At 67.2% G+C, this 13,583-nt stretch carries 11 protein-coding genes; 5 read left to right on the top strand and 6 right to left on the bottom strand.

Annotation, left to right across the window (positions count from 1 at the left end):
• Positions 1–379: 379 nt before the first annotated feature.
• Complete coding sequence (locus tag E3T43_RS18385) at positions 380–1,630, top strand: low temperature requirement protein A (protein ID WP_166791393.1); 1,251 nt, start codon at positions 380–382, stop codon at positions 1,628–1,630.
• A 156-nt stretch (positions 1,631–1,786) separates the two neighbouring features.
• Positions 1,787–2,206, top strand: coding sequence for an ATP-dependent DNA ligase (locus E3T43_RS18380; protein ID WP_370450006.1), 420 nt, complete (start codon positions 1,787–1,789; stop codon positions 2,204–2,206).
• 104 nt (positions 2,207–2,310) lie between these two features.
• On the opposite strand, the gene paaZ is transcribed toward E3T43_RS18380, so the two are convergent.
• From paaZ to E3T43_RS18360, 4 genes are all read right to left on the bottom strand, one after another.
• Positions 2,311–4,368: a phenylacetic acid degradation bifunctional protein PaaZ gene (gene paaZ, locus E3T43_RS18375; protein ID WP_134473506.1), complete on the bottom strand. Its 2,058-nt coding sequence runs from the start codon at positions 4,366–4,368 to the stop codon at positions 2,311–2,313.
• A gap of 131 nt (positions 4,369–4,499) precedes the next feature.
• Positions 4,500–5,399: a 3-hydroxyacyl-CoA dehydrogenase family protein gene (locus E3T43_RS18370; RefSeq protein ID WP_134473505.1), complete on the bottom strand. Its 900-nt coding sequence runs from the start codon at positions 5,397–5,399 to the stop codon at positions 4,500–4,502.
• Complete coding sequence (locus E3T43_RS18365; protein WP_134473504.1) at positions 5,399–6,583, bottom strand: thiolase family protein; 1,185 nt, start codon at positions 6,581–6,583, stop codon at positions 5,399–5,401. The genes E3T43_RS18370 and E3T43_RS18365 overlap by 1 nt, the downstream gene beginning before the upstream one ends.
• A gap of 176 nt (positions 6,584–6,759) precedes the next feature.
• Positions 6,760–8,874, bottom strand: a complete 2,115-nt coding sequence (locus E3T43_RS18360; protein ID WP_134473503.1) for a DEAD/DEAH box helicase — start codon at positions 8,872–8,874, stop codon at positions 6,760–6,762.
• Positions 8,875–9,134: 260 nt separating this feature from the next.
• On the opposite strand from E3T43_RS18360, the gene E3T43_RS18355 reads away from it, so the two are divergent.
• On the top strand, positions 9,135–9,596 hold the full coding sequence (locus E3T43_RS18355; RefSeq protein WP_134473502.1) for a GNAT family N-acetyltransferase: 462 nt from the start codon (positions 9,135–9,137) through the stop codon (positions 9,594–9,596).
• Between the two features lies 1 nt (position 9,597).
• On the opposite strand, the gene E3T43_RS18350 is transcribed toward E3T43_RS18355, so the two are convergent.
• Positions 9,598–10,674 (bottom strand): GTP-binding protein, encoded by a 1,077-nt coding sequence (locus E3T43_RS18350; RefSeq protein WP_134473501.1) that lies wholly within the window; start codon positions 10,672–10,674, stop codon positions 9,598–9,600.
• A 49-nt stretch (positions 10,675–10,723) separates the two neighbouring features.
• Between E3T43_RS18350 and ykgO the strand changes: the two genes are divergently transcribed.
• The gene (gene ykgO, locus E3T43_RS18345; protein WP_035839829.1) at positions 10,724–10,846 is read left to right on the top strand and encodes a type B 50S ribosomal protein L36; all 123 of its coding nucleotides are present in this window, start codon (positions 10,724–10,726) and stop codon (positions 10,844–10,846) included.
• Positions 10,847–10,954: 108 nt separating this feature from the next.
• Here the strand turns inward: ykgO and E3T43_RS18340 are convergent, their stop codons facing one another.
• Positions 10,955–11,728, bottom strand: coding sequence for an IclR family transcriptional regulator (locus E3T43_RS18340; RefSeq protein ID WP_134473500.1), 774 nt, complete (start codon positions 11,726–11,728; stop codon positions 10,955–10,957).
• 155 nt (positions 11,729–11,883) lie between these two features.
• Here E3T43_RS18340 and hutH point away from each other — a divergent pair, with 155 nt between their 5' ends.
• The gene (gene hutH, locus E3T43_RS18335; RefSeq protein WP_134473499.1) at positions 11,884–13,488 is read left to right on the top strand and encodes a histidine ammonia-lyase; all 1,605 of its coding nucleotides are present in this window, start codon (positions 11,884–11,886) and stop codon (positions 13,486–13,488) included.
• Positions 13,489–13,583 lie beyond the last annotated feature (95 nt).

Here is a 13,583-nt window from a genome sequence, read left to right as displayed (position 1 = left end):
GGGAAGCACTGCGGCTTTCCGCACCTTTGGGGTACGTATAGATACATTACGGCCAGACCACCCACCCGTCAAAACGCCCCCCACCCGGGCGTGTCGCCCCGCTCCGCACCCAACTCCCCATACCTAGCTCGGAAGCCGGGCCCACCCTGTGAAGGCGGGCCCACGATAGAACATGGGCCCAGCGTCCGGGCCCGGGCTCGGACGCTGGGCCGTACTCGGCAGCCACCCACCCCAACGGGCCCACGTCATTCACTCACCCACCGGGCCCACCCTGTGAAGGCGGGCCCCGGTTATCGGCTGGGCCCGGGTTCCGGGCCCGGAACGTAAGTGAGGCGGAATTGGAACTGCGGATGTCGGGGGCTTGCGGGAGACTGGGGACGTGAGCCGATCATCTAAGACGACGCAGCAGCATCCGCTTGAGCATCGCGCCTGGATTCTGCGTCTCGGGTTTCGGCGAAGCCTGCTGCGGCCGGAGGACACCGAGCGCAGCGAGCGCGTCACCTACATCGAGTTGTTTTTCGACCTCATCTTCGTCTTTGCGCTGACTCAGCTCTCGCGCTATTTGTATGCCAACCAGTCCTGGGTGGGTGCACTGGAGTCGATCATTCTCGTGCTCGCCCTCTGGTGGCTCTGGGTATATACGACCTGGGTGACCAACTGGCTCGATCCGGCCAGGCTGCCGGTGCGCGGTGTCGTCATCGGCCTCTCCCTCGTGGGTCTCGTGATCAGTACCTCAATCTACGATTCCTTCGGTGACCAGGGGCTGATCTTCGCCATCGCGTATGTGGCCTTGCAACTCGGGCGCACGGTGTTCATGGTGCTCGCCCTCGCCCGGCACGATCCGGCCCTGCACGCGACGTTTTTGCGCATTCTGCTCTGGCTGTCGGCAGCCGGCGCCTTCTGGATCGTCGGGGCGCTGCTGCCGCTGACCTATCGCCTGCCGGCCTGGCTCATCGCCCTCGCCATCGAGTACGGGTCCGCGAGCCTCGGGTTTCGCGTTCCCGGGCTGAAAGCACCCGGTGTCGACGACTGGGATGTCTCCGGCCCGCATATTGCCGAGCGTAGCGCCCTGTTCGTGATCATCGCGATCGGCGAGTCCTTTTTGGTGACCGGGTTTGCATTTGTCGACCAGGAGGCATCCGCTTTGGGGATTGCCGGTCTGTTTCTCGCCTTTGTGAACGGCGTGGCCATGTGGTGGCTCTATTTCGATCACGGGGAGCGTGCCGGGAGCAAGGCGATCGCCGCGTCGAGCGAGCCGGGCCGCATCGCTCGACTCGCCTATACCTACGTGCACGCGATCGTCATCGCCGGAATCGTGCTGACCTCGGTCGCGGACAAATCAGTGCTCGAGCATCCGGAGGATGTCATGACGCTTCCGGTTGCCGTCACCCTGGTCGGTGGGCCGCTGTTCTACCTCGTCGGGCTGCTGCTGTTTCGCTGGATCGTCGCGCGCACCGTGCTCATCTCGCACGTCGTCGGAATTGCCGTGCTCGCCGTGGCCGGTGCGGCCGCCGCCCTCGTGACTCCGCTCGGGCTGGGCGTCGCGACCTCGGTCATTCTGGTTGCCGTGGCGGCGTGGGAGACGATCGCGCGCGTTCGCGCCGGCACCACAGACGACGACGCCGGTTGAATCACGCTAGTGCTGAGCGGATGCCGGGCCCACCTTACGAACGCGGGCCCAGTTTGTAAGCTGGGCTCAGGTTCCGGCCCCGGGCCCCGGACGAACTGGGGGGTCAGGTGGGGCCGTTGGCCTCTAGTGCTCTCCTGACGCGGCCGAGATACTGACATGAGCGACATTGCTGAATTTGATTGGAAGGCACTCATGGGCTCTCTTACCTATGACCGAGTCATCGTGGAGATCGACGACCGCACCCTGGCACACCTGCAAATGGTGATCGTTCAGAAGCTGCGCCGCGGCGAGAGCGTTCTGCTGTCCTGGCGCGATTCCGCCGAGGTGGGGTCCGGGCGCAGTTCGATCTGGCTCAATCCCGCTATTCCGCTCTACTTCAAGTTCGTGGGAGGTCGGGCGGCCACCCTCAACCGCCAGTGGATCGAAGACCTGAGCCGTTCGGCCAACAGCGCCCAAGGACTGGTCATAGTGAGCGAGGACGACTCCATGCCGGACACTCCTCTGTCGCCGCGACCCAGGACCACCGTCACCGCCCGGGCGTCCACGCGCGGAACCACCGTGCCGGTTCCCGCGTAGCGAGCGGGCTCAATCACGACCGAGGGGCGCGCCCGACCGCGGACCGAGCTCACGACTGCGGGCCCGCGCTCGATGCGCGGGCCAGCTGTTGGAGATGATGGAAGTTAGTGCTTGGCAACCAGGGTGAGCACGTCGTAGGACGCAACCAGCTCGTCGTTCTGGTTGGTCAGCACGGCATCCCAGCGCACCTCGCCGTACTCGTCGGTCTCGCGCGGAGTGATCTGCTTCGCGGTAAGCGCGACGCGGATACTGTCGCCCGGCGAGACCGGCGTGACGAAACGCAGGTTCTCGAGGCCGGAGTTCGCGAGTACCGGCCCGGGTGCCGGATCGACAAACAGGCCAGCGGCCCAGGAGACGAGCAGGTAGCCGTGCGCCACCCGGCCAGGGAAGAACGGGTTGGCTGCGGCCGCCTCCTCGTCCATGTGGGCGTAAAAGGTGTCGCCGGTGAACTGGGCGAAGGTCTCGATGTCCTCGAGGGTCACCGTGCGCGAGTCCGAGACGATCTGGTCGCCGATTACGAGCTCGGCCAGGCTCTTTCGAAACGGATGCGTGTCGCCGGCTCGCGCCGACGCGCCCTGGTGCCAGATTCCGGTGATGGCCGTCAACATCTCGGGTGAGCCCTGAATGGCGGTGCGCTGCATGTGGTGCAGCACCGCGCGGATGCCGCCGAGCTCTTCGCCGCCGCCGGCCCGGCCTGGGCCGCCGTGCACGAGCTGCGGCACCGGCGAACCGTGCCCGGTCGAGGTGCGGGCGTCGTCACGGTCGAGCACGAGTACCCGACCGTTGAAGGCCGAGATGCCGGTCATCAGGGCGACGGCCACTGACGGGTCGTGCGTGGCGATGCTGGTCACGAGCGATCCGCCGCCGCGCCGAACGAGGGCGATGGCCTCATCGATGGTGTCGTAGCCGAGCACGCTCGAGACCGGGCCAAAGGCCTCGACCTCGTGCACGGCGGCGGCCGACGCATCGTCGAAGCGCAGCAGCAGCGGCTCGACGAAAGCGCCGTCGGGAGCAAACCCGGTCGTGCCGTCCGCGTGCAGAACGGCGGGGGCATCCGTTTGACCGACGACGAGTTCGCCGCCGGCGGCCTGCAGGCGGGCGACCTGCTTGAGCACTTCGAGGCGCTGCGCGGTGGAGGCGAGCGGGCCCATGGTGACGCCCTGGGCGCGCGGGTCGCCGAGCACGATGCGCTCGGTGATGCGCGCCTGCACGGCCGCGACGACGTCATCCATAGCCGCGCGCGGCACGATCACGCGGCGGATGGCGGTGCACTTCTGGCCGGCCTTGACCGTCATCTCGGTGACGACCTGCTTGACGAAGGCGTCGAATTCGGGAGTGCCGGTGACGGCATCCGTTCCAAGGACCGAGGCGTTGATCGAGTCGGTCTCGTTGGTGAAGCGCACTCCCCCGGTCTGCACGGAGTCGCTCGCGCGCAGCTTCTCGGCGGTGGAGGCCGATCCGGTGAAGGCGACGAGGTCGCCGAGGCGCACGTCGTCGAATAGGGTCGGCACGCTGCCGGAGACGAGTTGCAGCGAGCCCGCGGGCAGCAGGCCGGAGTCGGCGAGGATACGCACGAAGGCTTCGGCGAGGTAGCCGGAGGGGGTCGCGGGCTTGACCAGGGTCGGCACCCCGGCGAGGAAGGCCGGCGCGAACTTCTCCAGGGCACCCCAGACCGGAAAGTTGAAGGCGTTGATCTGCACGGCCACGCCGGGCAGGCGGGAGTAAATATGGCGGGCGATGAAGGAGCCGTCCTTGGAGAGCGGCTCGACCGGTCCGTCGACGTAGACACGGGCGTTGGGCAGTTCACGGCGGCCCTTGGATGAGTAGCTGAACAGCACGCCGATTCCGCCGTCGATGTCGACCCAGGAGTCGACCTTGGTGGCGCCGGTCCGGCTGGAGAGCGCGTAGAGCTCCTGCTTGCGCTCGGTCAGCAGCAGCGCCATCTGCTTGAGCAGCACGGCACGCTGGTGAAACGTAAGCTCCCCGAGCGATTTTTGGCCGACCGTGCGCGCGTAGTGGAGCGCGGCGGCCAGATCGAGGCCGTGGGTGCTGACGCGGGTGACGACCTCGCCGGTCGAGGCGTCACAGACGTCGGTACCGGTCGAGGCATCGGTCGGGGTCCACCAGGCTCCCTGAACGTAGCTGGGCAGAATGGTCGTCATGGGCGCCTCCTTGGCGGTGGGATGAGGTGCGTTTTCGAGGATGGGTCGCGTTGTCGGAATGGCGGTCTCGACAGGCTCGACCAACGGATTGGGTGCGTTTTCGAGAGTGCCTTGCGTGGTCGGGGCGGGCATCAGGCCTCGTCCCAGTGGTAGAAGCCCTGGCCGGACTTGCGGCCGAGCTTGCCCTCGGCTACGAGTTTGCGCAGCAGCGCCGGCGGTTCGAAGCGGGCGCCGAGCTGTTTGTGCAGGTATTCGGCGATTCCGAGCCGCACGTCGAGCCCGACCAGGTCGGTCAGTTTCAACGGTCCAACCGGATGTTTGTAGCCGAGCATCATGGCGGCGTCGATATCCGAGGCGCTCGCGACTCCCTCTTCGAGCATGCGGATGGCTTCGAGGCCGAGGGCCACTCCGAGCCGGGAGGAGGCGAATCCGGGGGCATCGCTGACGGTGATCGGAGTCTTGCCGAGGGCGGAGACCCAGCTTTGGGCATCCGCTACCAATTCGGGCGAGGTGGCGCTGCCGGTGACGAGTTCGACCAGGTTGGAGGCGGGCACCGGGTTGAAGAAGTGCAGGCCGAGAAAGCGGGCCGGCCGTTTCAGCTCGTCGGCGAGGTCGTCGATGGAGATCGACGAGGTGTTGCTGGCGAGGGCGGCGTCGGTGGGAAGCTGCGCCTCGACCTTCTGCAGGGCCTCGATCTTGAGCGCCCGCACCTCGGGAACGGCCTCGACGACGAGCTCCCGGTCGCTGAACAGGGCAAAATCGGCGCCGACGGCGAGGCGGGCCTCAAGCTCCGAGCGGGTCTCGCCGGTGGCCCCGCGGGCAATGCTCGCGTCGACGGCGCGCAGCACGCGCTCGCGCGCGGCATCCGCTTCGCTGTCGTTGCGTTCGACGAGGGACACGTGGGCCCCGGCGAGCAGGAAGGCGTGGGCGATGCCGGCGCCCATGCGCCCGCCGCCGAGAACGCCGACGCGGTCGGGGACGCCGGATTCGCCGCGATCGCCGAGTTCAAGTTCAAGTTCAGAAATAGACATCAGACACGCTCCAGAATGAGGGCCGAGCCCTGGCCGACGCCGATGCACATCGTGGCGAGGCCATGCCCGGCATTTTCCCGTTCCATGCGGGCCAGCAGGGTCACGACCAGGCGCGCTCCGCTCGATCCCAGCGGATGCCCGAGCGCGATCGCCCCGCCATCCCGGTTGACGATCTCCTCATCGAGGCCGAGGCGACGGATGCAGGCGATGGACTGGGTGGCGAAGGCTTCGTTGAGCTCGATCGCCCCGAGGTCAGCGATGTCGAGGCCGCTGCGCTCGAGGGCACGCTGGGTGGCGACGACCGGGCCGAGGCCCATGATCTCGGGGGCCAGGCCGACGCTCGCGCCGACGACGACGCGGGCGCGCGGCGTCAGGCCGTACTTTTTCACGGCCTCACCGCTCGCGACCAGAATCGCAGAGGAGCCGTCGTTGAGCGAGCTCGCGTTGCCGGCCGTGACGACGGAGCCGCCCGCGACGATGGGGCGCAGGGCGGCGAGGCCCTCGAGGGTGGTGTCCCGGCGCAGGCCCTCATCGACGAGTACCTCGCCCTTTTTGGTGGGCACGCCGACGATTTCGTCAACGAAGTGGCCAGCATCGATCGCGGCAGCGGCGCGCTGATGGCTGCGGAGGGCGAAGGCATCCGCTTCTAAGCGGGTAATGCCGTCGAGCCGGGCGACCTCCTCGGCCGTCTCCGACATGGAGAAGGTGGCCTTGTCGCGGGCGGCGAGTTTGGGGTTGACGAACCGCCAGCCGATGGAGGTGTCGAACTGGGCGCCGGGCTTGGCCCAGGGGCGCTCGGGCTTGGCCTGCACCCAGGGTGCGCGGGTCATTGATTCGACGCCGCCGGCGATTATAAGGTCGGCGTCGCCGGCGCGGATCGCCTGGGCGGCCATCGTGATGGCGGACATTCCGGAGGCGCAGAGCCGGTTGACGGTAATTCCGGGTACGTGGTCGGGCAGCCCGGCGAGCAGCCCTGCCATGCGGGCGACGTTGCGGTTGTCTTCGCCGGCCTGGGTGGCAGCGCCGAAGATGATCTCTTCGATCAGGCCGGGGTCGATACCGGCGCGACGCACGGCCTCGCCGACGACGAGCGCGGCGAGGTCATCGGGACGAACCGAGGCCAAGGCTCCGCCGTACCGGCCTACGGGGGTGCGTGCTCCTCCAACGAGGTAGGCCTCAGCCATATTCTCTCCTGACGACGGTGTCTGCGTGTGCGTGCGGGAACGGGGAATAAGTTACCGACCGTTCGGAAAGTAATTCTGGCAGATGCGGGCGGGTTCGGCAACCCACCGACGCGGTGGCGGGCACACAAAAGGGGCACCCGCCGGTTGGCGAGTGCCCCTTTTAGTTCAAACGGATGCTAGATGTTGGCGAGTTCGCGTACAGCCGCGTCACCGGGGGTGGCGGAGGTGTAGCTCGCGTCAATCTCGGCACGGTCGAGCAGCTCGTCCATGCGGCGCTTGCGCTGCTTGGGGATGAGCGTCACGACGGTTCCGGTCTTGCCCGCGCGGCCGGTCCGGCCGGCACGGTGCAGGTACGTCTTGTACTCGTCGGGGGCGTCGGCCTGGATGACCAGGTCGATGTCGTCAACGTGGATTCCGCGAGCAGCGACATCCGTTGCGACGAGCACGTTGACCCGGCCACTCGTGAGCATCTGCAGGTTACGGGTACGACGGGCCTGGTTGAGGTCACCGTGCAGGCTGGTGGCCTTGACTCCGGCGTCTTCGAGCTGGTCGGCGAGCTGCTCAGCGTAGGCCCGGGTGCGGCTGAAGATGAGCGTCTTGCCCTCACGATTGACGAGCTCTTCGATGATGCGGCTCTTGTCGCGGTGTTCGATGACGAGCACGCGGTGGTCGATCGTGGAGGACGCCTGGTCCTCGCCGGCGACCTCGTGCACGGCCGGGTTGGTCAGGAATTCCTTGACCAGCGAGGCAACGCCCTTGTCGAGGGTGGCGGAGAAGAGCAACTTCTGGCCGCCGGCCTTGGTCTGACGCAGAATGCGCTGCACGGGCTCGAGGAATCCGAGGTCGCACATGTAGTCGGCCTCGTCGAGCACGGTGATAACGACTTCGCTCAGGTCCAGGCGACCCTGGTCGATGAGGTCTTCGATGCGTCCGGCGGTGCCAACGATGATGTCGACGCCGCGCTGGAGGGCGCTCACCTGACGGTGCTGCGGAACTCCGCCGTAGATCTGGGTGGTGAAGAGGCCGACGCTGCGGGCGATGGGCTGCACGGTGCGGTCAATCTGCAGCGCGAGCTCACGGGTCGGGGCCAGGATGAGCGCGCGCGGCTTGCGGGCGTGCTTGCGATCCTTGGCGCCGTTGTTCTCCATGAGCTTTTCAACCAAGGGAGCAGCGAAGGCGATGGTCTTGCCGGATCCGGTCTTGCCACGGCCGAGCACATCGCGACCGGCGAGAACGTCGGGGATGGTCGCGGCCTGGATCGGGAACGGGGCCGGAGCGCCGAGGGTGGCGAGCTCGCGAACGATGTTCTCGCCGAGGCCGAGATCGCCGAAGGTTACGCCGACAACGTCGGACGCGGTCGTTGCAATGGCTTCGAGACGCTCGAGGACGACGTCTTCGCCACCGGCGAAGGTGGGCTTGACACCCTCTTCGCTGCGCTTCGGGTAGAACTTGCTGTCGCCGTCGCTGGGACGGTCGTTACCGAAGTCGCGACGGGGCGGGCGGTCATCGTTGGAGCGGCGCGGGGCGCGGTCTTCGAAGCTGCGCGGGGCGCGGTCGCCGTAGGACGGACGCTCGGTGCGAGGAGCGCTGTTGCGGTCACCGTAGGAGGGACGTTCGGTACGAGCCGGACGGTCGTTGTTGTAGGCGGGACGGTCGGTGCGCGGAGCACGGTCACCGTAGGACGGACGCTCGGTACGGGGAGCGCTGTTGCGGTCACCATAGGACGGACGTTCGGTACGAGCCGGACGGTCGTTGTTGTAGGCCGGACGGTCGGTACGCGGAGCACGGTCACCGTAGGAGGGACGGTCGTTGTTGTAGGCCGGACGGTCGGTACGCGGAGCACGGTCACCATAGGACGGACGCTCCGTACGGGGAGCGCTGTTGCGGTCACCATACGACGGACGGTCGTTGTTGTAGGCCGGACGGTCGGTACGCGGAGCACGGTCACCATAGGACGGACGCTCGGTGCGAGCCGGACGGTCGTTGTTGTAGGTCGGGCGCTCGTTGCGCTCGGTGTTGGTGCGGCCGCCGTTTTCGGGGCGAACGGAACGCGAGCCGTAGGCCGGACGTTCGCTCGAGGGACGCTCGTTCGAGCGCGCGGCGCGCTCGTCTGCATTCCAGCGCTGCTTCTTGGGGGCACCCTCGTCAGCGCGGTATCCGCGGTGTCCGGGGCTCTTGCTGCCGGCGTTGTTGGAACCGCCGTGGCCCGATCCGCCCTTGGAGGCGTACTTGGGATCGAAGTTCTTACCGCCACGACCGACGGTGGAGTTGTGCGAATTGCCTTGAGGCATAAAGATATCTCTGGGTTGTGTTCAGTACATGGCAGAACAACATCGCACACGCGACGTAACTGAGAACCCGAGCAATCTGTGGTCGGGGCCGTTCACATACAGTGATTTTTCACCAGCGGATTACTGGGAAACCGGCCCAACTTGACTTACAAACCCATCCGCGCACAGCGCGGTGTCAAGAGCCGACCTATCGACGTTACCCTATGCCTCCTGAAAAGTCACGCAGATAGGTACACATTGCCTCGCTCTATTCTGAGGACATGACCATTTCGATCAGTATCGAGCCGCCGCGTCAGGCCGACGTTGAGGCGCTGTTGGCGGCCGGCACCGTCTTCGCGCACTCCCTCTACCCGGAGGAGAACAGCTTTCTGCTCAGCACCGACCAGCTCGAACGCCCGGGCGTTGCCGTCTACGTGGCCAGGGACGAAGACGGCGCAGCCTGCGGCATGGCCGCCCTGATTCCACTCGGCTCCGATCTGACTGCCGAGCTGAAGCGACTGTTCGTTTACGACGAGGTTCGGGGGCGCGGTATAGCCGGCCGCCTGCTCGACCGCATCGAAGCGGATGCCGCTGGCCGCGGTATCCGCTCTCTCGCCTTGGAAACCGGCCCACTGCAACACGCGGCTATGGCGCTGTACCGCGGTCGCGGCTACGAACAGATCGACTTGTTCGGCCAGTACATCGGCGAAGAGTTCAGCGTCTGCTTCGCCAAGAGCCTGTAACTCAGGCGGCGCTTTCGAGCACCCAGGCGGGGAACGGGTCGGCCAGGGTGTTCCAGAACATGGGTCCGGCGAGAAATTCAGCGTCGGTGAGCAGGCAGGCATCGAGGTTGGCGCTGAGTAGACGGGCGTTGAGGTCACGTCCGAAGAAGGCGATCTCCTGGCCTAGCGGGGAATCCGGGTCATGGCTCTGCATGCCGGTCGGTTCGAAGGTGATCGTGGGGCCGGCACTGCTCCACGAGCCGACCGTCGACGGCCGAGTGGCGAGGCGAAACAGGCCACGGGAACGCAGGATCTCACCCGACTCCTCGGCGCGGTCACGAAAGAATTCGGCCAGGCGCAGCGGATGGAACGGGCGCACGTCACGGTAGACGACACAGATCAGCCCCTGCGGACTGCGTGAGAGCAGGGCGGCACCGTTGAGCTGTCGCACCCAGCCGGGACTGCGTTGCAGCCAGGCGAACATGTCCCGGCGCGGCACCGGCCAGCTCTCGGCGCTGCCGCGGCCGTGTTCGGCAAACACGACGTGACTGGCCGGGTTGAGCAGGCGCACGAAGTCCCGAATATCGGCAGCGTCGCGGGCGTGCACGAGGTCGGTCTTATTGATCACGACGATGCTGGCCCACTCGACCTGCTCGATCAATACGTCGCCGACGGTGCGGTCGGGATCGTCGTGGGTATCGGAGAAGTTGACGTCGTGTTCTTCCGGGACGGGCGCGAGGGCTTCGCTGCGCAGGTCAGCCCAGAATCGCCCGGCATCGAGCACGGTGATGAGGTCACCGAGCCGCACCGCATGCCCATTCGCCAGCCGCTCCGGCGAGTCGCCGGTCTCAACGAGGGAACTGGCAATTTCCAGCGGGCCCACCGCGGTTGGCGCTTCGACGAAGACATCAATGGCGCATGCCTCCCCCCGGCCGCCCGGCACCGCGTCGGCAACCTCGGTGAGCACCGTGCGCAGGGCATCGGACACGGAGGTGGTCAGGGCGAATGGCTGCCGCCCGAGGGTCAGGGCCACCGAGGATTTACCGGCGCCGGCCAGGCCGCTCACCACATTCACCCGAAGATACGTTTCTGTCTGCATGCCTGTTACTCTAATTGATATTCGTTCTCAATAAGCAATGGAGAAATAAATGAAGGTACGCAATTCCCTCAAGGCGCTCAAGAAGGTTCCGGGATCGCAAATCGTGCGGCGCCGCGGTCGCACCTTTGTGATCAACAAGCTCAACCCCCGCGCGAAGGCCCGCCAGGGCTAGCCCGTCGCAGCACCTGCAGGCGGAACCGGGCTCGTGGCACTCGTTGTAGACCGAGGCACCAAATGGAACGAGTGCCCGCATCTCTAAAAAGTGCCGCGAGGCCGGGCGTTAGCGCGGGCGGCCACCGATGCGGCGGGACAGCTCGGCGGCCGTCGCCGCGACGGTTGCAGCGAGCGCCGGCCAGTAGTCGTCCGGGAAGCGGTCGCGCGCAAAGGTCACCGCGATCGCGGCGGCGGGCCACCCCGCATGATCGCGTACGGCGAGCGCGACCGAGGCGATGCCCGGCGTGATTTCGCCATTTTCGGTGGCGTAGGTGTCGGTTCGCACTCGATCGAGTACCGCCCGCAACTCAAGCCGGGAGCGCGGGCCCCGGCCGTCGCGCTGCTCGAGCGCGGCCTGGCTGGGGTACAGGGCGCGCAATTGGGCCGCCGGAAGCGCCGCCAGCAGGGCGCGACCGCTCGCCGTGAGGTGCGCTGGCAGCCGCACGCCGACGTCGGAAACGAGCGAGGGGCGGTGCGCGGCGCGCTCTTCGACCAGGTAGATCACGTCGCGGCCGTGCAGCACCACGAGGTGCGCACTCTCCCCCAGCCGGTCGACAAGCTGGGCAATCAACGGGCGACCGAGCCTGGAGAGTGGCTCCTGGCGGCTGAATCCCGTGCTCAGCTCGAAGGCGGCGATGCCGAGTCCGTAGCGGTGTTCCTCGGGCAGGTGCACGACGAACCCCTGCGCCACGAGCACATCGAGCAGCTGGTAGACGGTCGAGCGCGGCAAGCCAAGAGCGCTGGCCACGGCGGCCGCCGGTGTCGGTCCGCGCTGCGCAGCGAGGTGAGTCAGCACGCGCAGCGTGCTTTCGGCGGCCGGAACCTTCGATGCGGTCGCCATGGCGTTCCTTTCACGTCCTCGCCGAGCGGCTGCCACTTCGAGTCGAAGATAATGCTGCCGCGTTCGTTCAGGGCGAGTACTTCGCGTCCGGTATCCCGGACACGAAGCAGCATAGCGCCCTATCGTCTGGGGCCCTGGGGGTGTCGAATCGAACCATGACCCTCACGACCACGCCTCAGACTTCCGCATCCGCGCACGACCAGAGCGGGGCATCCGTTATCGCAGCCACCGTTGTCGTCGGAACCGGCGCCCTTTCCTTCGCCGATGTGATCGCCGTCGCGAGGCACAATGCGCGCGTCAGCCTCGATCCGGCCAGCCTCCAGCAAGTGGCAGCGACCCGCACCATCATCGATGCCCTCGCGGCTGACACCGAACCGCACTACGGGATCTCGACCGGTTTCGGCGCCCTCGCGACGACGTTCATCACCTCCGACCGGCGCGCGCAGCTGCAGGCGAGCCTGGTGCGCTCGCACGCCGCCGGCAGCGGCCCCGAAGTGGAACGCGAGGTCGTACGCGCCCTCATGCTGCTGCGGCTTTCGACGCTGATGACCGGGCGAACCGGAGTGCGCCCGACCACCGCCGAGACCTACGCGGCCGTGCTCAACGCGCAAATAACCCCGGTCGTGCACGAATACGGCTCGCTCGGCTGCTCCGGCGACCTCGCGCCGCTCGCCCACTGCGCGCTCGTCGTGATGGGCGAGGGGCAGGCGCGCGATGCCAGCGGCGCCCTGCTCGGCGGCGGTGACGCCCTCGCCACAGCCGGCATCAGGCCGGTCGTGCTCGCCGAAAAAGAGGGCCTCGCCCTGATCAACGGCACCGACGGCATGCTCGGCATGCTCGTGCTCGCCCTCGACGACCTGGCCCGCCTGCTCGTGACCGCCGACATCGCCGCGGCGATGAGTGTCGAGGCTCTGCTCGGAACGGATGCTGTCTTCGCGGCGGATCTGCAGCAACTGCGGCCCCAGCTCGGCCAGGCCGACAGCGCCGCCAACCTGCGCCGACTGCTGCAGGGCTCCCCGCTCGTCGCGAGCCACGCCGGCCCCGAGGATCCCTCGGTGCAAGACGCCTACTCGTTGCGTTGCGCCCCGCAGGTGCACGGCGCCGCACGTGACACCGCCACCCACGCCGCCCTGGTGGCCGGCCGCGAGCTGGACAGCGCCATCGACAACCCGGTTGTCACGGTCGACGGCCGAGTTATGTCGAACGGCAACTTTCACGGCGCCCCGCTCGGCTACGTGCTCGATTTTCTCGCCATTGCCGCAGCGGATGTCGCGAGCATGAGTGAGCGACGCACCGACCGTCACCTCGATGGGAGCCGCAGCAAGGGCCTGCCGCGGTTCCTCGCGCACGAGGTGGGCGTGGACTCCGGGCTCATGATCGCCCAATACACAGCGGCCGGGATCGTGTCGGAGCTCAAACGGCTGGCGGTGCCGGCATCCGTTGATTCGATTCCCTCGTCGGCGATGCAGGAAGACCACGTCTCGATGGGTTGGCATGCGGCCCGCAAGCTGCGCCGTTCGCTCGACGGGCTCGGCCGGGTGCTCGCGATCGAGATCATGACGGCGGCTCGCTCGCTCGATCTGCGGGCACCGCTTGAGCCGGGCGCCGCGACCGGAGCGGTACGCGACCTCGTGCGCACCGTGGCCGCCGGGCCCGGCCACGATCGCTTTCTCTCCCCCGAAATTGAGGGAGTCGTGGCGCTCGTCGCTTCGGGGGCAGTGCGCGCGGCCGCGGAATGCGAAGCGCCCGAGTTGGTCTAGCGGGAGTTTCCTAGCTAGCCTCGGTCAGAGTTCCAGAAGTGCTGGTCAACTCGGGTTTTGGCGGCTGGGTTTTGTATGACCTAACTTTTCTTCGG

It is taken from the genome of Cryobacterium sp. Hh7, from assembly GCF_004403155.1.
Classification (GTDB): domain Bacteria; phylum Actinomycetota; class Actinomycetes; order Actinomycetales; family Microbacteriaceae; genus Cryobacterium; species Cryobacterium levicorallinum.
Note: the sequence above shows the minus strand (reverse complement) of the source record. Positions and strands in the feature narration are given on the sequence as shown.